Annotated in this window: 28 protein-coding genes; 9 read left to right on the forward strand and 19 right to left on the reverse strand. The window is 64.4% G+C overall.

The window, feature by feature from the left end; all coding sequences use genetic code 11:
* Positions 1 to 112 precede the first annotated feature (112 nt).
* Together dacZ and SM755_RS10370 are read left to right on the forward strand one after the other, a co-directional pair.
* On the forward strand, positions 113 to 925 hold the full coding sequence (gene dacZ / locus SM755_RS10365) for a diadenylate cyclase DacZ (protein WP_006666308.1): 813 nt from the start codon (positions 113 to 115) through the stop codon (positions 923 to 925).
* 1 nt (position 926) lies between these two features.
* Positions 927 to 1,691 carry a mechanosensitive ion channel domain-containing protein gene (locus tag SM755_RS10370; RefSeq protein ID WP_006666309.1) on the forward strand — a complete coding sequence of 255 codons (765 nt, stop codon included), beginning with the start codon at positions 927 to 929 and terminating at the stop codon, positions 1,689 to 1,691.
* A 34-nt stretch (positions 1,692 to 1,725) separates the two neighbouring features.
* Here the strand turns inward: SM755_RS10370 and SM755_RS10375 are convergent, their stop codons facing one another.
* Positions 1,726 to 2,547 carry a nucleoside phosphorylase gene (locus SM755_RS10375; RefSeq protein ID WP_323172565.1) on the reverse strand — a complete coding sequence of 274 codons (822 nt, stop codon included), beginning with the start codon at positions 2,545 to 2,547 and terminating at the stop codon, positions 1,726 to 1,728.
* 60 nt (positions 2,548 to 2,607) lie between these two features.
* Here SM755_RS10375 and SM755_RS10380 point away from each other — a divergent pair, with 60 nt between their 5' ends.
* Complete coding sequence (locus tag SM755_RS10380; RefSeq protein WP_323172566.1) at positions 2,608 to 3,033, forward strand: DUF488 family protein; 426 nt, start codon at positions 2,608 to 2,610, stop codon at positions 3,031 to 3,033.
* Positions 3,034 to 3,058: 25 nt separating this feature from the next.
* Here the strand turns inward: SM755_RS10380 and cdd are convergent, their stop codons facing one another.
* The 7 genes from cdd to SM755_RS10415 form a co-directional block, all read right to left on the reverse strand.
* The gene (gene cdd, locus SM755_RS10385; RefSeq protein ID WP_323172567.1) at positions 3,059 to 3,532 is read right to left on the reverse strand and encodes a cytidine deaminase; all 474 of its coding nucleotides are present in this window, start codon (positions 3,530 to 3,532) and stop codon (positions 3,059 to 3,061) included.
* 188 nt (positions 3,533 to 3,720) lie between these two features.
* Positions 3,721 to 4,767, reverse strand: a complete 1,047-nt coding sequence (locus SM755_RS10390; RefSeq protein ID WP_323172568.1) for an ABC transporter permease — start codon at positions 4,765 to 4,767, stop codon at positions 3,721 to 3,723.
* Positions 4,760 to 6,049, reverse strand: coding sequence for an ABC transporter permease (locus SM755_RS10395; protein ID WP_323172569.1), 1,290 nt, complete (start codon positions 6,047 to 6,049; stop codon positions 4,760 to 4,762). The genes SM755_RS10390 and SM755_RS10395 overlap by 8 nt, the downstream gene beginning before the upstream one ends.
* Positions 6,046 to 7,722, reverse strand: a complete 1,677-nt coding sequence (locus SM755_RS10400; RefSeq protein WP_323172570.1) for an ABC transporter ATP-binding protein — start codon at positions 7,720 to 7,722, stop codon at positions 6,046 to 6,048. Before SM755_RS10400 ends, SM755_RS10395 begins: the two co-directional genes overlap by 4 nt.
* A gap of 4 nt (positions 7,723 to 7,726) precedes the next feature.
* Entirely contained in the window at positions 7,727 to 8,776 is a 1,050-nt protein-coding gene (locus tag SM755_RS10405) for a BMP family protein (RefSeq protein ID WP_049903726.1), read from the reverse strand.
* A 165-nt stretch (positions 8,777 to 8,941) separates the two neighbouring features.
* Positions 8,942 to 10,312, reverse strand: a complete 1,371-nt coding sequence (locus tag SM755_RS10410) for a phosphomannomutase (protein ID WP_323172571.1) — start codon at positions 10,310 to 10,312, stop codon at positions 8,942 to 8,944.
* Positions 10,313 to 10,383: 71 nt separating this feature from the next.
* The gene (locus SM755_RS10415; RefSeq protein ID WP_323172572.1) at positions 10,384 to 10,773 is read right to left on the reverse strand and encodes a hypothetical protein; all 390 of its coding nucleotides are present in this window, start codon (positions 10,771 to 10,773) and stop codon (positions 10,384 to 10,386) included.
* Positions 10,774 to 10,966: 193 nt separating this feature from the next.
* On the opposite strand from SM755_RS10415, the gene SM755_RS10420 reads away from it, so the two are divergent.
* A complete protein-coding gene (locus tag SM755_RS10420; RefSeq protein WP_323172573.1) occupies positions 10,967 to 11,632 on the forward strand; it encodes a proteasome subunit alpha in 666 nt (221 codons plus the stop codon).
* Positions 11,629 to 12,513 carry an archaeal proteasome endopeptidase complex subunit alpha gene (locus tag SM755_RS10425; RefSeq protein WP_323172574.1) on the forward strand — a complete coding sequence of 295 codons (885 nt, stop codon included), beginning with the start codon at positions 11,629 to 11,631 and terminating at the stop codon, positions 12,511 to 12,513. Before SM755_RS10420 ends, SM755_RS10425 begins: the two co-directional genes overlap by 4 nt.
* 39 nt (positions 12,514 to 12,552) lie before the next feature.
* Here the strand turns inward: SM755_RS10425 and SM755_RS10430 are convergent, their stop codons facing one another.
* From SM755_RS10430 to SM755_RS10440, 3 genes are read right to left on the reverse strand one after another with little or no spacing between them, the layout of a single operon-like run.
* Positions 12,553 to 13,581, reverse strand: coding sequence for an ArsR family transcriptional regulator (locus SM755_RS10430; protein WP_323172575.1), 1,029 nt, complete (start codon positions 13,579 to 13,581; stop codon positions 12,553 to 12,555).
* A gap of 41 nt (positions 13,582 to 13,622) precedes the next feature.
* Positions 13,623 to 14,138, reverse strand: coding sequence for a cyclic pyranopterin monophosphate synthase MoaC (gene moaC / locus SM755_RS10435; protein WP_323172576.1), 516 nt, complete (start codon positions 14,136 to 14,138; stop codon positions 13,623 to 13,625).
* Positions 14,131 to 15,600, reverse strand: coding sequence for an NAD(P)H-hydrate dehydratase (locus SM755_RS10440; protein WP_323172577.1), 1,470 nt, complete (start codon positions 15,598 to 15,600; stop codon positions 14,131 to 14,133). The genes moaC and SM755_RS10440 overlap by 8 nt, the downstream gene beginning before the upstream one ends.
* Before the next feature lie 75 nt (positions 15,601 to 15,675).
* On the opposite strand from SM755_RS10440, the gene SM755_RS10445 reads away from it, so the two are divergent.
* Complete coding sequence (locus SM755_RS10445; protein ID WP_323172578.1) at positions 15,676 to 16,179, forward strand: hypothetical protein; 504 nt, start codon at positions 15,676 to 15,678, stop codon at positions 16,177 to 16,179.
* 16 nt (positions 16,180 to 16,195) lie between these two features.
* Here SM755_RS10445 and SM755_RS10450 read toward each other — a convergent pair whose 3' ends face one another.
* The 5 genes from SM755_RS10450 to SM755_RS10470 form a co-directional block, all read right to left on the reverse strand.
* Positions 16,196 to 16,480 carry an acylphosphatase gene (locus SM755_RS10450; protein WP_006666325.1) on the reverse strand — a complete coding sequence of 95 codons (285 nt, stop codon included), beginning with the start codon at positions 16,478 to 16,480 and terminating at the stop codon, positions 16,196 to 16,198.
* Between the two features lie 57 nt (positions 16,481 to 16,537).
* A complete protein-coding gene (locus SM755_RS10455; protein WP_323172579.1) occupies positions 16,538 to 16,870 on the reverse strand; it encodes a DUF3784 domain-containing protein in 333 nt (110 codons plus the stop codon).
* Between the two features lie 132 nt (positions 16,871 to 17,002).
* Positions 17,003 to 17,230: a hypothetical protein gene (locus SM755_RS10460; protein WP_323172580.1), complete on the reverse strand. Its 228-nt coding sequence runs from the start codon at positions 17,228 to 17,230 to the stop codon at positions 17,003 to 17,005.
* Between the two features lie 12 nt (positions 17,231 to 17,242).
* Positions 17,243 to 17,374, reverse strand: a complete 132-nt coding sequence (locus tag SM755_RS10465; RefSeq protein ID WP_323172581.1) for a hypothetical protein — start codon at positions 17,372 to 17,374, stop codon at positions 17,243 to 17,245.
* 63 nt (positions 17,375 to 17,437) lie between these two features.
* Complete coding sequence (locus tag SM755_RS10470) at positions 17,438 to 18,319, reverse strand: DNA glycosylase (RefSeq protein WP_323172582.1); 882 nt, start codon at positions 18,317 to 18,319, stop codon at positions 17,438 to 17,440.
* 131 nt (positions 18,320 to 18,450) lie between these two features.
* On the opposite strand from SM755_RS10470, the gene SM755_RS10475 reads away from it, so the two are divergent.
* Positions 18,451 to 18,960: a DUF555 domain-containing protein gene (locus SM755_RS10475; protein ID WP_323172583.1), complete on the forward strand. Its 510-nt coding sequence runs from the start codon at positions 18,451 to 18,453 to the stop codon at positions 18,958 to 18,960.
* Positions 18,961 to 19,183: 223 nt separating this feature from the next.
* On the opposite strand, the gene SM755_RS10480 is transcribed toward SM755_RS10475, so the two are convergent.
* From SM755_RS10480 to SM755_RS10490, 3 genes are all read right to left on the reverse strand, one after another.
* Positions 19,184 to 19,420, reverse strand: coding sequence for a UPF0058 family protein (locus SM755_RS10480; RefSeq protein WP_006108602.1), 237 nt, complete (start codon positions 19,418 to 19,420; stop codon positions 19,184 to 19,186).
* Positions 19,421 to 19,655: 235 nt separating this feature from the next.
* Complete coding sequence (locus tag SM755_RS10485; protein ID WP_006108603.1) at positions 19,656 to 19,835, reverse strand: hypothetical protein; 180 nt, start codon at positions 19,833 to 19,835, stop codon at positions 19,656 to 19,658.
* A gap of 120 nt (positions 19,836 to 19,955) precedes the next feature.
* A complete protein-coding gene (locus SM755_RS10490; RefSeq protein ID WP_323172584.1) occupies positions 19,956 to 20,945 on the reverse strand; it encodes a transcription initiation factor IIB in 990 nt (329 codons plus the stop codon).
* Positions 20,946 to 21,259: 314 nt separating this feature from the next.
* Between SM755_RS10490 and SM755_RS10495 the strand changes: the two genes are divergently transcribed.
* Together SM755_RS10495 and SM755_RS10500 are read left to right on the forward strand one after the other, a co-directional pair.
* Positions 21,260 to 21,961, forward strand: a complete 702-nt coding sequence (locus SM755_RS10495) for an MBL fold metallo-hydrolase (RefSeq protein ID WP_323172585.1) — start codon at positions 21,260 to 21,262, stop codon at positions 21,959 to 21,961.
* A gap of 165 nt (positions 21,962 to 22,126) precedes the next feature.
* A complete protein-coding gene (locus tag SM755_RS10500) occupies positions 22,127 to 23,476 on the forward strand; it encodes an Nramp family divalent metal transporter (protein WP_323172586.1) in 1,350 nt (449 codons plus the stop codon).
* Positions 23,477 to 23,616: the final 140 nt, after the last annotated feature.

The following is a 23,616-nucleotide window of genomic DNA, read 5'->3' on the forward strand; positions in this document are numbered from 1 at the left end:
AGCGATGACCTTCCCATAGTGACTGCTCCACGATTAAAGCACAGCCTGCTGTGGCAGACACACGTCTGACGCTCCATAACGCTTATTCGCGCGGAAACGGCTTGTATGAGCAATGGCCGGGTTAGACGATGTGTTCGGGCAGCTCTTCTCGAACGCCGATGCCGTCGCTCTCTTTTCACCGAGTAGCTCCGATTACGAACGCTGTCAAACAGCCGACGACCTCGACGTACTCGTCGTCGCCACCACCAACGATGTCGGCGCAGAGACGTTCGTCGAACTCCCCCTCGAGTTCGAGGACGTTGCCGAACGGATCAGCTTCGGCCTCGAGGGGGCGCTCGAGCAGGACGTTATCGAGGACGGCGACGAACTCGTCTGTGCGACGCGCGTCTTCGGGGACGAAATCGACACCATCTCGCGCGTGCGAGCCAACGCGGACGACCGGACCGGGATCTACGACCTCTTCGCGAAGTCGCGGGCCGAACCGACCGTCATCAAAGCCGTCCTCGAACTCGCGATTGAACTCGGCAAGAAGGGCCAGAAGGGCAAGCCGGTGGGGGCACTCTTCGTCGTCGGCGATGCGGGAAAGGTGATGAACAAGTCTCGGCCGCTGTCGTACAACCCCTTCGAGAAGTCACACGTTCACGTCGGCGATCCGATCGTGAACGTCATGTTGAAGGAGTTCTCTCGGCTCGACGGCGCGTTCGTCATCTCCGATGCGGGGAAAATCGTCTCAGCCTATCGGTATCTCGAGCCATCCGCGGAGGGTGTCGACATTCCGAAAGGGCTCGGCGCACGCCACATGGCCGGCGGCGCGATCACGCGCGATACGAACGCGATCACGATCGTGCTGTCGGAAAGCGATGGGCTCGTCCGGGCGTTCAAGGCCGGCGAGCTCATCATGGAGGTCGATCCGGAGGCGTACTGACATGAACTGGCAGACCCTTATCGACGAGCCGGCCGTCATAGCTGCGGCGGTGCTCGTACTCGGGCTGGTCATCGGCTACCTGGTCGGTCGACTCAACAAGGAACTGCTCTCGGCCTCAGGTGTGCCAGAAGCCGTTGAGGGGACGCCGTTCGAGCGTACCGCCCAGTCGATCGGTACCTCGTTGGTCGACATCGTCGCCAGATTGAGTTCGTGGTTCATTTACGGGATCGCCGTTCTGACGGCGATTCATATCGCGCAATTACTCGACACTGAGGCGTTCTGGATTCGCGTCGTCGAGTACATCCCGCAGGTGTTCATTGCCGTCCTCGTGCTCATCTTCGGGTTCATCGTCGCGGACAAGGCGGAGTTAGCCGTCAGTGAGTACCTCCGTAGCGTCAAACTCCCCGAAGCCTCGCTTATTCCTCGGGTCCTCAAGTACTCCGTCCTGTACGTCGCCTTTCTCATCGCACTGGGGCAGATCGGCGTCTACGTCCTGCCGTTGCTCATCCTGCTTGCCGTCTACGCACTCGGCCTCGTCTTCGTCGGCTCCGTCGTCTTTAAGGACTTCCTGATCTCGAGTGCCGCAGGGATTTACCTGCTACTCAACCAGCCCTACGGAATCGGCGATCGGGTTCGTATCGGCGACCAGGCCGGTATCGTCCAGGAAGTCGACCTCTTCGTCACCAAAATCGAAGACAACTCCGAGGAGTACATCATCCCGAACCGGAAGGTCTTCGAAGACGAACTCGTTCGTATCCGGGACTGAGACCACCCGCAAATCGGATACGGATACAGACCGCTTACTCCAGCGAGAGCCCGGGATGCCACCGATCCGCCCCCGCCTCGCGCTTTATCGCATCCATTCTTGCGAGCAAGTGCGTCGCAAGCGTCGCCGTTTCAGCCGCACGAGACTCGCCTTCCGTTCTGAACTCGCCAGTCTGACGGTTCGCGTAGACGGAACAGACCGCACCGGCGCGCAGCCCGTAGATGTTCGCGAGCGTGAAAATCGCACTCGCCTCCATCTCGATGTTCTTGACGTTCGCCTCGACGAGTTCATCGATCAGGTCGTCCGCGCCGGCGGCTTCGAACTCGTCGTAGCCGGGACGGCCCTGGCCGGCGTAGAAGGAGTCGGCGCTCATCGTGATACCGGTGTGGTAGTCGTAGCCGAGTCGTTCGGCGGCGGCGACGAGTGCGGAGACGACCTCGTAGTCCGCGCTCGCGGGGTAGTCCTCGCGGACGTATTCGTCGCTCGTGCCCTCCTGTCGGACCGCGCCGGTGCTGATAACGAGGTCGCCGACGTCCATGTCGGCCTGGATCGCCCCGCAGGAGCCGACCCGAATGAACGTCTCGCAGCCGACGCGGGCCAGTTCCTCGACGGCGATTGCGGCCGACGGGCTGCCGATTCCGGTCGAGGTGACCGAAATGGGCGTGTCCTCGTAGGTGCCGGTCGCGGTCCGGTACTCGCGGTGGTGGGCGCGAATCTCGTGGTCGTCCCAGTGGGCCACGATCTTCTCGAGGCGTTCGGGATTGCCGGGCAGGAGGACGGTATCGGCCATGTCCGCGCCGCTGACCTCGAGATGGTACTGTACGTCTGCGTTCGGGTCTTCGCTGTCGCCGGTCATCGAGTGGCGGCGATTCGCACCGACGCCGTATATAAATGCGGGGCGGCCGTATCGACGGGTATGGCACGCGGAACCCTCACGGACACGTACGTCGCCGCGCTCCAGCACGAGTTCGCCGACGTGCCCGCGGACGCGACGCGAGTCGGCGTCGTCCGCAGCCCGACCTCGTGGTTTCACGCCGCGGTCGACGAGAACGTTCCCGAACTCGGGCCGCCAGCCGACCTGCTCGACGCGATCCGCACCGCCGAGGAGGACCTCAAGATGCGCGGGATCTGCGACGAGGAGGCCCACAACGCCGCGTGGGACCAGGTCGCGTTCGGAGACGCCTACCGCGAGCACCTCGCGACGGCCGACGAGGCGCAGACGGCACTCGCGGCCCTCTCGACGCGGCTCGACGACGGCGAGGACCTGGCGCTCGTCTGCTACGAAAACACCGAGAAAAAACGCTGCCATCGAACGATCCTTCGCGCTGAACTCGAGCGGTAGCGTCGGCGCTCGAGCCACAAGCCGGCTACTCCAGGGTCTCCTCGGTGATCGTATTCGGCAAGAGTTCACCGAGCGTGTACTCGGTTACCTGAATCGCAGTCACATCCGCTTCGTCGTCGGTATTCTCGTCGCTCAGGTCTCCTTCGTCGCACCACACCACGAGTTCGTCGTCGCAGAACTCGGCCAGCGTCTGCCGGCACATCCCGCAGGGCGTGACGCCGTCTTGTCGGTCGGAACTCACGGCGAGATGACTGAACTCGCGGTGGCCGTTCTTGACCGCTTCGGCGATGGCGACCTCCTCGGCGTGGAGGCTGTTGCTGAAATTGGCGTTTTCGAGATTGCAGCCGACGAAGACATCGCCGGCTTCGGTTTCGAGTGCGGCACCGACACGGTACTCGGAGTAGGGGACGTGGGCGGCTGATTGAGCGTCGCGTGCGGCCGTGATGAGGGCGGTGCGATGATCGGTGGCGGCGCTATTGCTGTCGTCGTGTGGAGTCACACCGGATAGTACCGCGAGTGAGCGCAAGAAGGCATCGACCGCTCTTCAGGTCTAGGCCTAGGTCCAGATCCAAGTCCAGGGAAGGGGATCCACCGTGCTACCCGGCTCATACGGACTGCTGTAAGTCATTTCCGGCGCAACCGCAGAAGGGGCGCGGTTGCGCCGGTAAATCGCTACAGCAGACCGTCTCAGTCCTCGCCGGACTCGTAGTGGTCGCCGGCGGCGTCCGGCAGTCGCGTTCGGCCGACGAGCACGAGGACGACGATGACCGACATGTGCGGGATCGTGCGAATCAGTTCGGTCGGGATCGCGTAGCCGGCCGACTGCAGTGCAGTCTGGAGCGAGTTCAGTCCCGCGAAGAGGAACGAACTCAGAACGGCACCGACGGGGTGGTAGTTCGCGAGGAGGTAGGTCGCGATCGCGATGAACCCGCGGCCGTTGATCGCCGTGTCGCCGCCGCCGGCGAACGTCCCGAGGGTGCCGAGCGCGAAGCCGGCACCGCCGAGGCCGGCGAAGACGCCCGAGAGCAACACCGCAGCGTACCGGACCTTGCGAACGTCGACGCCGGCCGTATCGAGCGCCTTCGGATTCTCGCCGCTGGCGACGACCCAGCGGCCGAAGGTGGTTCTGGAGAGCAGGTACCAGCCCGCGACCGTGCCGGCCAGCATGAGATAGACCTGCGGTTCCGTATCGAACAGGAGATAGCCGACGATCGGAATTTCCGACAGTCCGGGGACCGTCACGCTTCCAAAGCGCGCGACGCTCGCGGTGTTGGGGCTGCCGAAGACGATCCGCGACGCAAAGGGCGCGAGCCCCAGCGAGATGAGCCAGATCGCGAGACCGGCGATGATCTGGTCGGCCTTGAACTCGATGCAGACGATCGCGAAGATCAGCGCGAACAGGACGCTGACGAGGATGCCGACCAGCAGTCCCCACCACAGGTTCGACACGCCCATCGTCGCGCCGCCGTCGCCCAGCCAGTAGACCGCGATGATCGAGCTAAACGCCGAGACGATGAGCAGGCCCTCGATACCGATGTTGATGACGCCGCTTTTCTCGGCGAAGATGCCGCCGATCGCCGCGAGCGCGATCGGCACGGCGAGCCGGAGCGTCGAGGTCTGCCAGCTCGCGGGAGTCGCCCAGAGGAACGCCAGGACGATGGCGACGGCACTCAGACTCGCCGCGCGCGGGTGTCGACCGATGAACTCGCGCGTGCGGCGGAATCGCTTACGCATCGTCCTCACCCCCGGATTCGTCGGCCACCTCGTTGTTGTCGTCGGGAACGCTTCCCCCGTCGGCTCTGGCGGGTTTCGGTGAGCGAACGTCAACGTACCGCGTCCCGATCATGCGGAAGAACTCCGGCATCGCGACGAAGAGGATGATCAACCCGGAGAGAATGCCGACCAGGTCGGGCGGCACGTTCGTCGCGGAGCCGATTGCGCTCTTGCCGCTATCGAGCATGCCGAACAGGAACGCCGATGCGCCGACGCCCAGCGGATTGCTGCCGGCCAGCACCGAGACGGCGATCCCATCGAACCCGATCGACGGGACGTTCTTGAGCCACCGTCCGTGGACCATCAGCACCCAGAACGCGCCGGCGACGCCGCCGAGTGCGCCCGAAAGCGACATGGTCGCAACGGTCATGCGCTTCTCGTCGACGCCGCCGTAGGCGGCTGCGGCCGGCTGAATGCCGCTCGTGCGGAGTTCGTAGCCGAACGAGGTGCGGGAGAACAGCCAGGCGATGCCGAGCATGAGCACGACGGCGAACCCGAGCGCGAGCAGCGAAAAATCCACCCGTTCGTCGAATCCGATGTACGGAATGGTCGGAACCTCGGCGTACTCCGGGACCGGCGCAGTTTGTGCGGTAGTGCTGTTGTTATCCTGGAACTGCCAGGACAGTAGTGTCGACGTGATACCGACCGCGACGAAGTTGAGCATGATCGTCGTGATCACCTCGTTCGCGTCGGCGTAGGCCTTCAGGGCTCCCGGAATCGCGCCGTAGAGGCCGCCACCGATCGCGCCCGCGAGCACGCCGAGGGGGATGAGAACGAGCATCCCGACCAGGCCGCCAGGAACGATCGATTCCGCGAAGACGACGGTGATGGCCGTCACGAACCCGCCGATGACGAGTTGGCCTTGCGTCCCGATGTTGAGGAGGCCGGCGCGAAACGCCACCGCGACCGATAATCCCGCGAAGATCAGCAGCGTCGTCTGCTGGAGCGTCTTCGCGAGGCTCAAGTTTGTCGGCGACCAGCCACCCTGCAGCGGGTTGCCAAGCGCCCCGAGGAACAGCTCGTAGAAGACCTGCATCGGGTTGTAACAGAACGTCACGCCGGCTATGTCGAGTCCGGACCGACACGAGGCGACGCCGCCCGAGACGAAGACGAACGCACCGCCGACGAGCACCGCTGCGAACAGCGCCGCGACGCTAATGGCGATCCGTTCCATGGCTGACGCCCGGACAAGCCGTTCGAGGAGTCGCCGTATCCGACCGGGCGCATCCGAATCCGAACTCATCGCGACTCACCGCTGTTCGTTCCGACCGTGCCAGCATCGCTGGCACCCTTTCCGGTCTCGTCCACCTGCTGGCCCGCCATGAGTAATCCGAGTTCTTCTTCGGTGATCGCATCCGGGTCGGTGACGTCGATGAACTCGCCTTCGTACATCACGGCCAGCCGATCGGACAGCGCCTGCACCTCGTCGAGCTTCGAGGAAACCAGCACGATCGCGACTCCCTCCCGGCGGAGTTCGAGCAGTCGGTCGTGGATGAACTCGGTCGACCCGATGTCGACCCCGCGGGTGGGATACGTCGCGATAACCAGCGAGGGATCGCGCTCGAACTCGCGGCCGACGATGAACTTCTGTTGGTTCCCGCCGGAGAACGAGCTGGCATCGGCGTCGGCGTCCGGCGGTCGGACGTCGTAGGTGTCGATGAGGTCGTCCGTGTGGTCACGAACGTTGGTCCAGTCGATGCGACCGTCAGGTGCGAACTCGGAGTCGCGCTGACTCCCCAGAATACTGTTTTCGACGAGATCGAACGGCATGACCAGCCCGCGCTTGTGACGGTCTTCCGGAATGTAGGACATCCCGGCGTCGATTCGCCGGCGGCGAGACCAGTCGGTGATGTCCGTGCCTTCGTAGGCAATCGTTCCCGCATCGGGCGTTCGGAGGCCGGTGATCGCCTCGATCAGTTCGGCCTGGCCGTTCCCGTCGACGCCCGCGATACCAACGATCTCGCCGGCGCGAACGTCGAGATCGATGCCGGAGACGACATCGACGCCGCGAGCGTCCTCGACGGCGACGTTCCGCGTCGAGAGGACGACCTTACCCGTCGTGACGGGGTCGGCGTCGACCTCGAGAAGCACCTCGCGACCGACCATGCGCTCGGCCAGGTCTTCGCGGTCCGTGCGTTCGGGCGCGACCGTCCCCACGGATTCGCCGTCCCGGAGAATCGTAATCGCGTCGGCTGCGTGGGTCGCCTCCTCGAGTTTGTGCGTGATGAAGATGACCGTCTTTCCCTGGGCAGTGAGTTCGTCGAGCACGTCGTAGAGGTCCTCGACCTCCTGGGGTGTGAGGACGGCCGTCGGTTCGTCGAGAATCAGTACGTCCGTGCCGCGAAACAGCGCTTTGAGAATTTCGACGCGTTGCTGGACGCCGACGCTCAGCTCCTCGACGGTCGCCTCGGGATCGACATCGAACCCGTACCGATCGCAGAGGTCGTCGATCTCGCGGGCGATCTGCTCGCGGTCGACCGCCATGCCGAACCACTTGGTCGGCTCGTTCCCCAGGGCGATGTTCTCGGCGACCGTCATGGAGTCGACCAGCATGAAGTGCTGGTGGATCATCCCGATACCGGCGTCGATGGCATCCTGCGGCGAGCCGAACCCGCGCTCGGTTCCATCGACGACGACACGCCCCGCCTCCGGTTCGTAGAGCCCGTAGAGGACGTTCATCAGCGTCGTCTTCCCCGCGCCGTTCTCGCCGAGCAAGGCGTGAACGCTCCCCCGTTCGACGCGCAAATCGACGTCGTCGTTCGCGACGACGCCGGGGAATCGCTTGGTGATTCCGTCGAGGTGGACGGCGAGATCCGTCCCCGTCTCCCCCGTTCTCGTCCCGCGGTCGGCGGTATCTACCTCCGACCCGGCGGCCAGTTCTGCTCCGTCCGTCGTTCCCGGTCCCGGCTTGGTCATGCGGTTACAGTGCTGTTGGAACGTCGATCTCGCCGTCGATGATCGCCTGTCTGGACTCCTCGACCTGCGTCTTGACTTCCTCGGGAATCTCGTCGCCGATCGTATCGCCGTAGACCGCAGCGACACCGTCTTCTTCAAGCCCCAGGCGCTCCTCGCCGGCCTCGAACTCGTCGTTGACGGCGGACTCGACGGCGGAATACACCGCGTTGTCGACGCGCTTGACCATACTCGCGAGAATCACGTCGGCGAGGTCCTCGTTCGAGACGGACTGGTCGTCGTCGACGCCGATCGCGAACCGCCCCTCGTCTCGCGCCGCCTGGAAGACGCCGATACCGGTTCGGCCGGCCGCGTGGAAGATGATGTCCGCGTCCTCGTTCTGGTACATCGTTCTGGCGGTTTGCTGCCCGCCGCCGGTGTCCTCGAAGCTCCCGACGTACGCCGAGACGACCTCGGCATCATCGTTTGCGTACTCGACGCCGGCTCGGAATCCGGCCTCGAAGGACTCGATCAGTGGCGATTCAGTCGCCCCGACGAAGCCGACCACGTCGGCGTCCGGATTCGTCTCGCCCTCGCCGGCCGCGAACTCGCGATCCGTCAGCAGTCCGGCCAGATGACCGACCTGGAACGATCCTGCGGGCTCGTCGAAGATGTAGCTTCGAACGTTATCCGCCTCGACGACCTCGTCGACGATGATGAAGTTCTGCTCCGGATACGCCGGCGCGTTCTCCCCGAGAGCCTGCGCCTGTGCGTACCCGATACAGTTGACCAGATCGTACTCGCCGGACTCCGCAAACGTGCTCTGTGCGCTGCTAAACTCCCCGTTCGAATCCGGCTCCCGCTTGTCAACCGCGATATTGAACTCGTCCCGCGCCTGGTCGAGTCCTTTCTTTGCCATGTCGTTGAACGAATCGTCGCCGAGGCCACCGACCGCATACACCGTTCCGATCTGAACATCGGCACTCCCCTCGTCACCGAACCCGCCGACACATCCGGCAAGGCCTGCCAACCCAACAGTGCCCACTCCCGTAAGGAACCGCCGTCGATCTCGTGACATACGACCGGCTAGCGTACACAATTGGTTTATACCCGTCGAAATTCCCGCTTAGAGTTCACGATTCGAGACACAGTTCAACAGCCGATCACGACTCACCCCAGACAGTGAGACAATTTCACAAAAGCCGCCGGCGGAATTCCGAGTTCAGCCGTGCGATCGACGCCCCTAGGCGGCGTCCGCGACCGCCGTCTCGATGACCGCCTGAGCCTCGGCGACGAGTTCATCGACGCCTTCGCTTTCGGCGTAGAGGCGGACGTACGGTTCGGTGCCGCTCGGCCGAACGAGGAGCCACGACGCGTCGTCGAACTCGAGGCGGATGCCGTAGTCGGTGTCGACGGTCGTCTCGGGGAACGCCGCGGGCAGTTCGCTCTCGAGCGCCGCCATCACGTCGGCTTTGCGCTGGTCCGGACACTCGACGCTGACCTTCCGGTAGGGTCGTTCGGTAATGGGAGCGCGGAGAGCGTCGGTGTCGCCCGCGGCGGCGACCAGTGCGGCGACGACGGCCGCGCTCGTGACGCCGTCGATCCACCCGCCGAAGGCCGTGTGAATGTGCTTCCAGGGCTCGGCCGCGAAAACGACCTCGGTGAACTCGTCTCCGGCGGCGCGTTCCCGGGCGATGCCCTCGTGAAGCGCCCCCAGTCGGACGCGTTCGACGCGCCCGCCCGCGTTCCGAACTCGCTCGTCGATCCGCGCCGAAGCGTTCGGCGTCGTGACGACGACCGGATCGTCGGCGTCGCTCGTGGCCGTATAGTGCGCTGCAACGACGGCCAGGATGGTGTCTTCGTGGATTACGTTGCCGTCGGGATCGAGGACGACAAGCCGGTCCGCGTCGCCGTCGTGTGCCAGCCCGAGGTCGAACGAGCCCTCCGCGAGGAACTCCGAGAACGACGAGAGCGTTTCCGACGTCGGTTTGCTTTCCCGAGCCGGGAAGTGGCCGTCGACGGTCGCGTTCACGCCGACGACGGTCGCGCCGAGGGCGTCGAGGACCTGCGGCGTCGCGAGCGCGCCGACGCCGTTTCCGCAGTCGACGGCGATCGACAGGCCGGCGAGGGGCGACTCTCCAAACTCGTCGAACTGGTCGCGAACGTACGCAGCGACCGCGGTTCGGTACGGGTCGAGTATCTCGAGTTCGTTCGATCGACCCCACTGATCCCACGCGGATTGCGACGAGCCGGCGTCGATGGCACCCTCGATGCGCTGTTCGGCGTCGCGATCGAACTCGACGCCGTCGGCGAAGAGTTTGATGCCGTTGTCCGTCGGCGGGTTGTGACTCGCGGTGAGCATGACGCCCGTTCGTCCTCGCGAGGCAAAGGCGAGCGCCGGCGTCGGCACCTGGCCGAGACGGCACACGTCCGCGCCGGCACTCTCCAGACCGGCTTCCATCGCCGCTGCCAGTGCCGGTCCCGTTTCGCGTCCGTCGCGGCCGACGACGACCGTCTCGTCGGGTTCGCCGACGGCCTGCCCGACCGAGAGGGCGAGCGACGGCGTGATTTGCTCGACCGGTCCGCGGATGCCCGCGGTCCCGAATAGTGTCATACTGGCCCGTTCCGCGAGCAACTACTTATATGACGTGACACGAGCGCTGCGCGCTGAACCCATCGGAGCAGTCAGGAGACGATTGCACGCCAGCCCGGTTCGTAACAGAGACCGTATGCCGCGGGGAGCGTACCGACCGACAGCGGCGGGACGAACAGGAGCATGCTAAACGGATCCGGCGGCGCGATGATCGACCCGACGATGTATGCGGTACCGATACCGATACCGGCCGTGCCGATCAACCGTTCGCGTCGCGTGGCCGGTTCGCTCCGGTCGGGAAGCCGCCGCCTGTAGACGAGGTACGCAAGGGCGGCGATAGACAGGGTAAAGAAGGTCGCCAATCCCCAGGTACCTCCGTCCGCTCCGCGAGCGGCAGCATCGGCGCTGATCGCGTAGCTGAGACAGAGTCCAGCCAGTAAGAGCGCAAGAATGAACGCGAACCCAACCGGAACGAGGCTCATTGTTTATAATATATTCGACATTAATCGAATAATACTGTTCCGGTTACGGATTGCGCAGACGCAGTCGTCCGTTCCAACGACGATGGCGATCGACACCGCGACGACCCGCGAGCCGAGTTCGTACGCCCGGTGCGCTAAAATATATTTTAGCTAACACCTATTCCGACGGGGACCCTCGATTCTCACGAGGATAATGCACGGGACAGACTCCGACGGAATCATCACGACAGGCACGACGACGGTCGGCCTCGTCGGCGCGGACGGCGTCGTCCTCGCAGCCGACAGCCGAGCGAGCCTCGGCGGCCGATTCGTCACGAACCGCACGGCCCGGAAGGTCGTCCCCGTCGACGACCGAACGGCGCTCACCTTCGCCGGCAGCGTCGGCGACGCCCAGTCGTTCGTCCGCCGCCTCCGCGCCGAACTCGCGCTGTACGATATGGATCACGAACCCGGCGCGTCGGTCGACACCGCGGCGACGGTCGCCGCCGATCTCATCCGCCGCGACCAATCCCCCCAACTCGAACTCGTTCTGGGCGGGATCGCTCCCAAACCGGCCGTCTACCAGATCGACCCCGCTGGCGGCGTTATGGACGCTCCGATCGCCGCCAGCGGGAGCGGGATGCAACTCGCCTACGGCTACCTGGAAGACGCCTACGACCCCGAACAGTCGGTTGCGGAACTCCGAGCCGTCGCCGCGATGGCCGTTCGAAACGCAACTGAGCGTGACACCGCGAGCGGCGACGGCATGACCATCGCGACGATCACCGCAGACGAACTCGAACGCGAGCAGTACGACGGCATCGAACACGCCGTTTCCGCCGCGACCAGCCAGCCCACAGACTCGGAGGTGGCCCGATGAACACGAGTTCACGCCAGCAGGCCTACGACCGCGGGCACACGATTTTCTCCCCTGATGGCCGGCTTTACCAGGTCGAGTACGCCCGGGAGGCGGTCGAGCGCGGCTCGCCGAGCGTCGGCGTCGTGACGAGCGAGGGCGTCGTCCTCGCGGCGCGCAAGCGCGTTCGGTCGCCGCTGCTCGAGCCGGATTCGGTCGAAAAGATCCACCGCGTCGACGATCATCTCGCGGTCGCGACCGCCGGCCACGCCGCCGACGCGCGCCAACTCGTCGACGCGGCCCGCAAGCGCTGTCAGCAGCATCGCCTGCAGTACGGGGAACCGATCACCGTCTCGGTCCTCGCGAGCGACCTCGCGGATCACATCCAGGAGCAGACCCAATCCGGCGGGACGCGACCGTACGGGGCTGCGGTGCTCGTCGGGGGTGTCGATCCAGGCCCGGGCCCGAGTCCGGACCCGAGTCCCAATCCGGATTCCTCCCCCACCTCCGACAACCGATCGGCCGACGGAACCGAGTCCGAGCACGAGCGCGAGTCGGTCACAGACCGGACCGCACAGCCGGCACTCTACGAGGTCGATCCGGGCGGCACGTTCTACGGCTGGCGCGGAACCGCCATCGGCGACGGTACCGCCGAGATCCGATCGTTCCTCGAGACTGAACTCGGTGGCAGCGATTCCAGTGAAACGCAAGCCTTGACCCGGGATCACGGGCTCTCGATCGCTCTCGACGCACTCGCAACCACGGCCGCAGACGACCGCCCGCTCTCACCGACGACGGTCACGGCTCGCGTTCTCGGACCCGAACCGGAATCGGAATCGAGTTCGGAACAGTCGACGCCAGTCGGCGACGATGAACTCGAACGGGTACTCGACGCGCTCGAATAACACGACACGGCGTCGTCACGCCACGTTTACCGCTTTCACTTATTCTACCGTTTCTGCCGTCTCCGCCGTCTCCGCCGTCTCCGCTGTTGCCCGTTGCGTCTCGATCACGTCCACTCGTTCATCGACGTACAACGCAAGCACCGAGTCGTCGAGTTCAACCACGACGCGGACAGCGAGCGGGTCCTCGGAGAGCACCGTCTCGGCCCACTCATGGCCGACGTTCCAGATCGGGCGGTCGCGCACATCCTGGTCGTGATCGTGGTAGAACGAGACGACAGCCGGATGCGAGAGCAACGAGAGTGCGACGGGCGCACGCAGCGTCATCCCGCAGCGCGAACAGCTGAACTCGGCCTGGACGTGGTCGGTGTGCTCGGCCGGGAGCAGGTCTTCGGTCGCCGGCGAGAGCGTCGCGAGCCGAGCATCGACCGCGCCGCTGCAGTCGGGACAGACGCCGTCGCGCACGAGCGAAAGCCGGTGTCTGTGGTGGCGGTCGAAGGCGGCCGGAAACGCCGCGCCGTGGGAGTCGAGCCCGGCGGGCGGAAAGCCGAGCCGAAGGAGCCGCCGGTCGCAGTGCTCGCAGCGCACCGTCACTCTGTTATCGTTCGCCTGCGCCGTCAGCGCCGCCCGGCCACAGAACGGACAGTCGTCGTCGAGTTCAGTCGGGGGATGATCGACCCGCTGGGTGTACGTTCCGGTGGCGATCGCTCGCGCGATCCGCTCGCCGGCGTAGGTGAGTTCGTAGCCCTCACCGCCGTCCTCGGCACCGGACTCCACCTTTCGGAGGTACGGCCCGACGAGTTCGTCCAGGTGATAGGCGAATCCGGCGGTGGTGTCGACCGCGGAGGCGTCAAAGAGCGCCGAGAAGGTGGGCGTCGAAGGCGTGGATTCAGCGTGGTCTCCGTCGTCGCTCTCGGCGGTGGTGTCCCCATCGCTGAACTCGAGCATCGTCTCGAGAATCCCCATCCGGATCTCGTTGCCGAGCGCCTGGAAGGCGTCGCTCGGGTCCGAGACGCGGTCGCTGGGCTCGGGGGCGGCGGTCGGTAATTCCTCTCCGTCCTCTGCGGACATAGGATACTGTATACTCGGGCTGCGTGGAGAAGTAGCTTCGTTTATCCCCGGTGCTTTTCCTTCTCGAGTACCCGCACGTTCTCGATCCCGGTCTCCGGATACTGGCCGCTCTCGTCCTTCTCGACGGCCTTGACCATGTCCCAGACGACGTTGAGGCCGGTCGTGACGCCCTCGAGGGCCTCCATCTCGCAGCCGGTCTTGCCCGTCGTCTCGACCGCCACCGCGAGTTCGACGCGGTTCTCGGCGATCGAGAACTCGGTGTCGACGTTCGTGATCGGGATCTGGTGGCACATCGGGATCGTCTCCCAGGTGTGTTTGACGGCCTGGATCGCGCCGATACGGGCGGTTGCGAGCACGTCTCCCTTGCCGATTTCGTTCTCGTGGATGGCCTCGACGGTCGTCTCTTGCAGCCGGATCTCGCCCGCCGCGACGGCCCGGCGCTCGCTGTCGGGCTTGTCGCCGACGTCGACCATCTGCACGTCGCCATCGTCGGTGGTGTGCGTGAGGTCGCCGGTATCGGCGTCCTCGCCGTCCGCCGACGGTGAATCGTCAGTCATCGGTTCCACCCTCGTTCCAGAGCGCCTTGGGGATTTCCTCGAGAACCTCCGAGGCGAGGAAGCCGAACTCCCGTGACGCAGCCAGGCGTTCGCCGGCGACGCCGTTGACCTGCGCACCGGCGGCGGCCGCGTCGAGCGGGTCGGCGTGCTCCATGAGCGCGGCGACGATACCGGTGAGCACGTCGCCCGTCCCGCCGACTTTCATCCCCGCCGTTCCCGAGCGACTGAGTCGCGTGCGCTCGCCGTCCGTCGCCACGTCGGTCGCGCCCTTCGCGAGGACGACGTGTCCCAGGTCGGCCGCGAAGGCCTCGATCTCGTCTGCGGCGTCCTGCAGGTCGTCAACGTCGGGGCCGCCCATCCCGGCGAGTTCACCGCGGTTGGGTGTACAGATCAGCGTCGCCTCGGTCTCGAGTTCGGGAACGACTTCGAGCGCGTCGGCGTCGACGACCGCGGGGCCGGTGTAGGTTTCGAGGAACTGGCGCGCGGCCGCAAGCGTTTCGTCGGCGGTGCCGAGTCCCGGGCCGAGGATCACCACGTCGTCGTAGCGTTCGGCGGTGTCGACGAGGTCGTCGACCCGGTCGGGCGTCAGGCGGTCGCTTTCATAGGACTGGACAATCAGGTCCTCGGCGTAGCCCTGGATCTCGCCGGCGACGGACTCGGGCGCGGCGACGAAGGAGAGTTCCATGCCGGCCCGGAGCGCGGACTGGGCGGCCAGCGCCGGCGCGCCGGTGTAGGGACCGCCGCCGACGACGAAGGCTCGGCCGCCACGGTCGTCGGGCCGCGCGAGGCGCACGTCACCGGGGCCGACGAACCGTTCCGCCGCCGCCGGAATGCCGATGTCGGCGACGGTCACGTCCGCGTCGAGCGCCGAGAGGCCGGGTTTGGCGTCGTGAAAGGTGACGACGCGGTCGGCCTCGACGGCGTTCGCTGCGAGCGGCTTCTCCGAGTCGCGGTCGCCATCGCCCTCGCCGGCAGCGGCGTTCGCGTCGAATCCGGACGGAACGTCAACCGACACGACGGTCGCGTCGGCCTCGTTGATCGCTCGCGCCGCCGTTGCCTCGGGTTCGCGGAGGTCGCCGCTGATCCCCGTTCCGAGCATCGCGTCGACGACCACGTCGCACTCCGGCACCTCGAACGCCGTGGAGTCGGTGACCTCGCGGGCGTCGTCCCCCGCCCGTCGAAGCGCGTCCCAGTTCTCGCGGGCGATTTCGGTCCCGATCGTCTCGGCCCGGCCGAGCAGGAGCGTCCGCACGTCGAACGAATCGAGAAAGCGAGCGGCGACGAACGCGTCCCCGCCGTTGTTGCCGCGGCCGGCGACGATCACAACGCTCGCGTCCGGCTCTGCGACCTCCCGAACGACGCGGGCAACGGCGTTCCCGCTCGACTCCATCAGCTGCTTTCGCGGAACGCCGAGCGCCGCGGCGTTCGCGTCGACGGCGGCCATTCGTTCGCCTGTAATCATGGGCGAGCGTTCGACGGGCCGACCGTTGAAGATTGCGGACGACACCCTCAATTCCTCCGACCCCCTATCGTCGGTGTGAACGTCTTCTGGCTCGACGAGGACCCGCGGCTCGCGGCGCGCTATCACTGCGATCAGCACGTCAACAAGTTGCTACTCGAGGCCGCACAAGTCCTCTGTACGGCGGCCCGCGAGAACGGGTACGACGCCGAGTTCTGCTACCGGTCGACCCACGTCGACCATCCCGTCACGAAGTGGGCGACGGAATCGCGGGCGAACTGGCTGCGCCTGCGCGAACACGCCGAGGCACTCAACGCCGAGTTCACCGAGCGCTACGAGAAAGACGAGGACGAAGACCACGCGAGCTGGCAGGTCATCGAGCGGATCGACCCGGACCGAATCGAGTTCCCGTCCGCGGAACCGACGCCGCGGCCGCAGGCGATGCCCGACGAGTACAAGTGTCCCGGCGACCCGGTCGCCGCCTACCGCGCCTACTACGCCGGCGAGAAGGCCGAGTGGGCCGAATGGAAGTATACCGAGGAACCGCCGTGGCTCGCGGCGTCCCTCGCCGAGACGGCCTGATAGATCCCGAACGCCGTCAGTACCGGATCTCGAATCCGTCCTCGCCCTCCGGGTCGTCGAACTCGGCGTCGACAGCCTCGACATCGGCGGCCGGACTGCCCGTGTGACACCACTCGACCATCGATTCGACGGCGTCTTCGGGGCCCTCGAAGACCGCTTCGACGCGGCCGTCGTCGAGGTTCTTCACCCAGCCGTCGATTCCCTTCTCCCGGGCCGTATCGCGCGTATTCGCCCGGTAGTAGACGCCCTGGACAGTTCCCGACACGAAGACGTGGGCTCGCGTTCGCGTTGTGTCTGCCATGTGGGGGCGGTCGATTGCGAGCGGCAAAAATCCCGCCGTCTGCGATTCCCCCGCGTCCTACCGTTCATGGTCGCGTTCTCGTTCGTAGCGCCGCGATCCGACGACCATCCAGCCTGCCAGTGCGACCACGGCGACGAAAAAGACGATCCAGGCGACATCGGTTGCAGCGCCGTCGGCCGGCTCGGTGAACTCGACGAGTGCGAGGACGACGAGGAGCCCGGCGACGGCGAGCGCGTTCATCCCGATGAACGACGCCAGCCCCTCCTCGTCAGTGACGCGGTCCGGATCGTAACCCGCGACCAATTCGACCCGCCCGAAGTACCTGATCAGGATTCCGAGCGCGCCGACGAACGCGGCACACGCGAGGAGGATGACGGAGCCGGTACTCATACGCAGTTAGTTATTGTAATCCAACAAAAGTGCTTCCATCGCCCGTCCGTAGAGTTGCTACCGCGTTCGAAGACTCTGGGAGGGAGAGTCGTCTCCGGGTCGGAACGGCCACACTGAACTCGAGCAGCGGAGTCAGGCGAGCCGACGGGAGAGACGGCGTTCGATCCTGGAACTCACCAGCATCAGCGCGATGCCGATCGGGGCCGTCACGAAAACGAGCCCGACGAACGGATCGCCCGGACCCCGATCGGTCTCCGCGCGGACCCAGAGGGCGACGATCAACACAGCAATGAGCAGTGGTGTAAGCGCTCGTTTTCGGAGGAGGAGGAACACCGGTAGCCCGCTGAGAACGAAAAACACCGCCACCACCACCTAAACCGGATGTTCGAGCGCGAACAGCGGATAGTCCAGCCGAGTGGCGTACCACGAGAGAAGCACCGCGCCTGCGCCACCGCCGAGCACGAACACGAACGCACCAGTCTCCGACGGACGACCACCAGCCATGAGCGTCGCATCGTGACTAGTGCGTATACTGGGTTGAATGACACTCGGCGACCCCCACCGCGATCAGTCGCCGGTCCGGAGATGATGAAAGACGTACGTCTGAGCGTATCCCGCATACTCGCCGCCGAACCGCTCGCGCAGTGCCCGCGAGGTCTCGGCGTACGAGCCGCGATCGCAGTCGGGATAATACTCCTCGATCGCCGACCTAAGCCAGGTGTCGAGCGGCACCGCCTCGTCGAACTCGAGGGCGAACAGGAGCACGCAGTCGGCCACCTTGTCGCCGACGCCGACGAACTGACAGAGGAACTCGCGGGCCGCCTCGTACTCGAGTTCACGCGCGTCGGCAGGGTGGGCTTTTCCGTCGGCGACCATTTCAGCGGTGCGGACGACGTAGGGGGCGCGGTAGCCGAGGCCGAGGTCCCGAAGCTCGCTTTCGGTGGCGGTCGCGAGCTGGTCCGGCGTCGGGAACGCGTGATATGTCTCGCCGCCGAAGGATATCTCGTCGCCGTACTCCCGGGCGAGCGTCGAGACCATCGAGTGGATGCGGCTGACGCGCATCTGCGCCGAGCAGATGAACGAGATCAGGGTGCCGAAGGGCGGGTCCGTGACGAGGCGCATGCCCCGGTGGGCTTCGTAGGCGTCGTCTAACAGCGGATCGTCGGGTGCGGCGTCGACGATCGCTTCGAGGTCGTCGTCCAGTCGGAGGAGGCGACGCACGGTCGGTTCGGCGTCCGTCGTTGACTCCCATTCGAGTGCGTCGTCGGTCGTCCGAACGCGGATCACCTCGCCGTCGACGACGGTGACGTACCACTCGCCGGGAGCGGGCGTCCCGCCGTACATGTCGCCGTCGCCGCGCCGCCAAAGGTAGGTCTGGCCGCTTTCGAGCGTCCGATACAGATCGAGTCCGCCCACGAGTTCATCGCGGCGGATCGTCCCCGTTTCCATTCGTTCGTCCCTACGGTGGCGTCGGCTTGGGCCTTTCGAACCGGCCGCTTTGCCCGTGGGAGGGGACCGTGAACTCGCGCTGCGTGTCGCTGAGGCGAACCTTCATACTGCAGGCGATACAATGGCTCTGTATGAACTGCAGGGTTGTCGTCGAGGCCGCGGTGCCGGTATTCGACGTCGAAACAGCAGACGAGGCGATTCGGATCGCCATCTCGAAGACGGGCGAGATGCTGAACCCTGACTTAAATTACGTCGAGATCAACATGAGCGAGCGAACCTCTCCTGAGGGAGAGGAGCTCCCGCCTGCGTTTATCGCCGCCGACGAGGCGCTCGTCGCACTCGAACTCGAGATGACCGTGTTCAACGTCGAGCGAGAGGAACACGCCTCGCGGATCGCCCGTAAGGAAATCGGGCAGCGACTCGAGAATATCCCGCTCGAGGTCGAAGAAGTCGAAGTCATCGAAGAAGACGAGGGGACCGACGAAGACGAAGACGAAGGCGAAGGCGAAGAGACGGATGAAGACGAGATGGCTGATGACGAGTCAGCCGACGCTGCTGTGACGGACGACCAAGACGAGGACGCTCAATCTGACGACGAGGACGACGAAATTCTTCCCGAGTTCGAGGATTTAGTCGAGTAAGTACTTCTTACCGGTTCACTTGCGGACCGTTCAGTCGAATTGCTGCGTTTTTATCGAATGGAAAACGGAGTCAGTTCGGGGTAGTTACGGGTATCGCGAACTCGAACTGACTGTGGCCGACGGCAGGAGCACGGTGTTCGAACCCTGTGTGGAGACGAGCCAGACGAGTCTGAGCAATCTTACCAGTAGGAGACGATAGTACCTGAAGGATGCTCCGAGTGCTTCAGTCTGCGGTGGCGGCGACTGCTTCCTGTTCGTCCTCGCGCATGTTCATCGTGATTCCGCCGGCGAGTGCAAAAACAGCGGCTTTGTGATCGGTCTTCGATTTGTGGATCGATGTCGGTCGAATACCGAGAGAATCGTACTCCTCCAGATCGATCTGGCAGTTGTCCCACTCTGCACACTGGTTCGATACTTCCGCGAGAAGGCCGTGAAGGTGAATGAGCTCCTGCTTCTTCATAACCATGCAATGCTATCCACTGCAGGGTTATATTATTATCTTGAGTCGCGTTACCATGCAACCCGTATCAGAGCGAGAGAGGGTCAGGAAAAACAACCGTTCGAAGAGGGAGTCTAGTTGCGTAAAACAGTCTCCAAGCTACTGTTAGTTCAGCCATAGACCTCCCATAAATCCGAGTGATATCGTCCACAGTAACCCACATTCAGGCTAGCGATTCTGCTCGAAACGGCTCCGCCTATCCGAGTTGCTTCAACGTCTGGAGGTCGCGATCGGTCCGCATGAACTCGGCGGTCCGCCGGGAGGCATGACAGTTCGGGCAATGAAACATTTCGGTCGATGTCGGTAACTCGCCCGGTTCCGTTTGCCAATCCTTCGTACACTCCGGACACAATAGTTGAACGGTCGTCTCGACCATGCCAGGCTATTACACACCACGGGTGAAAAACCTTGTCTCAGCACAGTCGTGTACACCGACGCAAACGGAGATCGGCAGCGGAAGATTATCCAGCTAGGATTCGAAACGGCGCTGAACTCGTTACGCCGGCGCTGCCGTGTCCGAGGCTTCGAGGAGTTCCTTGTAGCGATTTCGGATGGTGACCTCGGAGATGCTTGCAACTTCGCTGACCTCGTTCTGGGTCACCTTCTCGTTGGTCAAGAGCGCCGCAGCGTAGACGCCGGCAGCCGCGAGACCGACTGGCGACTTGCCGCTGTGGACGCCTTCCTGACGGGCCGACTCGAGCAGTTCGCGGGCCATCCGCTCGGTTTCGTCCGAGAGGTCAAGGTCGCTGACGAATCGCGGAACGTAGTGTTCCGGATCGGCGGGCTTGACCTCGAGGCCGAGTTCACGAATGATGTAGCGGTAGGTTCGGGTGAGTTCCATCTTGTCGACGCGGCTGACGGCCGAAATCTCGTCGAGGCTGCGCGGCGTGCCGGCCTGGCGAGCAGCGGCGTACAGCGAGGACGTGGCGACGCCCTCGATCGATCGGCCGGGGAGCAGGTCCTCCTCGAGCGCGCGTCGGTAGATCACGCTTGCGGTCTCGCGGACGTTCTCGGGGAGGCCGAGCGCGCTTGCCATGCGGTCGATTTCGCCGAGCGCCTGCTTGAGGTTTCGCTCTTTCGAATCCCGAGTTCGGAATCGCTCGTTCCAGGTGCGCAGCCGCTGCATCTTCTGGCGCTGGCGGCTCGAGAGGGACTTCCCGTAGGCGTCTTTGTCCTGCCAGCCGATGTTGGTCGAGAGCCCCTGGTCGTGCATCATGTTGGTCGTCGGGGCACCGACGCGGGACTTTTCGTCCTTCTCAGCGGCATCGAACGCCCGCCACTCCGGACCGCGGTCGATCTCGTCTTCTTCAACGACGAGTCCACAGTCTTCACAGACGGTCTCGGCGTGTTCGTCGTCCGTGATGAGCCGACCACCACACTCCGGACAGCGCTCTCGCTCCTCGGAGCGCGTCGTCTCCTCCGTTTCGGTCTCGGTCTGCTCCTCAGTTCGTTCGTTCGAGTAGGTTCGGATGTTCGTATCTGTCATGGTGTATCGGGTTGGTTACTCGGGGCTCCCGGGTGGGGTAACCAGAAGAAACCCGGTCGCCTTCAGCTAACATAGAGTTAGGCCGTAAACCATATAAAGCTTTCGTCTTTGTTATAAAGAAACGCGTTTTCTTGTATATGTGTTTCGGATATATGCTTATTAATCGTGTTCCATATCTCGCTCGGATCGGCGGTGCTAATCGAGCAGTAAATCACACTCGAAGCGACCCTCACCATCGGACTGTGCAGGTCGATCCGCACTAATCACGTACTACGGGTCGAATCTTTTTCGAACGGTGCCGGTAACAAGTTCCTATGACCGTTCGATTCGGCGCGATCACTGTCGATTGGCTCGGCCGGGCAACCGTCCGACTCGAAGGAGAGACGGGGACCGTCATCTACGCCGATCCCGGCCCCGAGACGGATAGCAGAGTCGACGGTCAAGCCCCCCACGACGGCGACCTCATTCTCGTCTCACACGGCGCTCACTACGATCCCGACTCGATCCGTCGTCTCGCCCACGAGAACTCGATCGTCGTCGTCCACGAATCGATCGACGCCGAGACGATCGACCGGACCGCCGAGCAACCCGACGCTCTTCCCTTCGAAGTCGCTCGTGTCCAGGAAAACGAGTCGTTCATCCTCGGCCCGCTCGACCTCTCGACGACGCCGGTCAATACCGAATCGGACGGCTCCCGCACCGATGAACGAGGCCACCCTGTTCACCCGTCCGGCGAGGGCTGCGGCTTTCTCGTCACCATCGATGGCATCACAGCGTTCTGGCCCGGCAACACGGAGCCGCTGTCGTCCCACGATGAACTCGCCGTGGATCTCCTCTTGGCCCCGATCGGCGGTGGTCCCACGATGGATCGATACGAGGCCGCAGCCCTGGCGACACGGCTCGACCCGGATCTCGTGCTACCAGTCCGGTACGAGCCGACCGACGCTCGCACCGACGACGAGGCGTTCGTCGTCGACGTTGCTACCCGCGGCATTCCGGTGGTCTTGGACCGGTAGCGTTCGCCCGTACACATGGCGATAGACCCGTACCTATAAGTCACAACTCGCTAACCCTCGCACGTGATACCGTGATGAATATTGACAATCACACACTTTTCCACTGGTGGGCGATGACATCTGGTGCCGACTGGCAAGCAGGGAACGGCTTGAGAGGTGAGCCGCGTGGGAACTAACACCGGTTCCGAAACCGACATCGAGGCGGATCTCTCCTACCCGGCCAGCAGTTGGCGAGGGTTTTTCACGAATCACTTCGGCCCGTCGATGCTCTGGGCGCTGATCAGCATCGGCGGCAGCCACATCGTCCTCGCGCCGACGCTCGGGGGGACGTTCGGGCTCTTTGCCATCTGGATGTTCGCACTCATCTACCTCGCAAAGTACGGCGGCTGGGAACTCGGCATCCGCTACAACTACGGCGTCGGCGGCAACCCCGTCGAAGCCTACGATCAGCTCCCCGGCCCGAAAAACTGGATGCAGTGGTTCACCGTCGGCGTCTTTACGATCATCTACACGGGAATCACCGCCGCAGTCGGGATGAGTACGGCCGCGTTCGTCGAAGCATTGACCCCGCTGTCGTTCCAGCAGGCGTTCGTCGTCTTCGTCGGCCTGGCGGGCGTCCTCGTCCTGTTCACCCGCTACAGTCTCCTCGAGAAGATCCTGATCGGCTTTACGGTCGCGCTGGGCGTCCTCATCGTTCTCGGCGTCCTCGTCGGTCCCCCGTCGGGTGAAGTCGTCGCGGCCACGACCTTCACCGCGCCGGATCTCACCGGGCCGCTGTTCATCGGCCTGTTCGCCGCCGCCGCCGGATTCGCGCCGACCGGATTCAGTACCAGCGTCCTCATCGGTAGCTGGAGCACCGCCAAAGGCGAGGGCGCGAGCGAACTCCGGGCCCGAAACCTCGATCCGAACGACGACCAGTATCACGACTACATCCGCGCCTGGATCCGAACCGGTCGCCGCGACTTCAACATCGGCTACGCCTTCAGTTTCGCGCTGATCGTCGCGATGGTGATCCTCGCCTCGAACGTCCTCTACCCCACCCCGCCCGAAGACGCCAATCTCGCCGTCACCATCGGATCGATCCTGAGCGACTCCTTCGGCGAGTGGTCCTATTATGCCATGGTCCTCGGCGCGTTCGCAGCCCTCTACTCGACCGTCATCACGCTGCTCGATGGAGCCGCTCGAGCCACCGGCGACGTCCTTCCGATGGCACTCGACCGACCCGAACTCGATAGCGAGCGGATCCGCAAACTCGTCGTCGTCGGCATCGTCGCCGTCAGCTGCGGCGTCGTCGTCACGCTCGGTACCGTCCCGGTCACCTTCCTCATCTGGATCTCGGCGATCCTCGCGGTCACGGAGATCCTCTTTTACCCCGCAAACTGGTACGTCGTCAGAGAGAACCTCCCCGAACAGTTCCAGCCCTCCCGCGCGTGGGTCGCCTACTACACCGTCAGTCTCGTCGTCGTTCTCGCGTTCGGCATCATGGGCGCGGCATCCGAGTTCGGCTACGTCTGAACTCGGGCTCCGATTCGCTCTCGTGGGCCCGTCTCATCCACCTTTATCTTGGCTGGACGAGAGGGCTCTGGTGAATCGCCATACAGCGGTTGATTTGGCTATGTTGCGGCACGCTTGATGTTATGAACGACACATTTCAA

This window comes from Natrialba sp. PRR66 (genome assembly GCF_034808065.1).
Classification (GTDB): domain Archaea; phylum Halobacteriota; class Halobacteria; order Halobacteriales; family Natrialbaceae; genus Natrialba; species Natrialba aegyptia.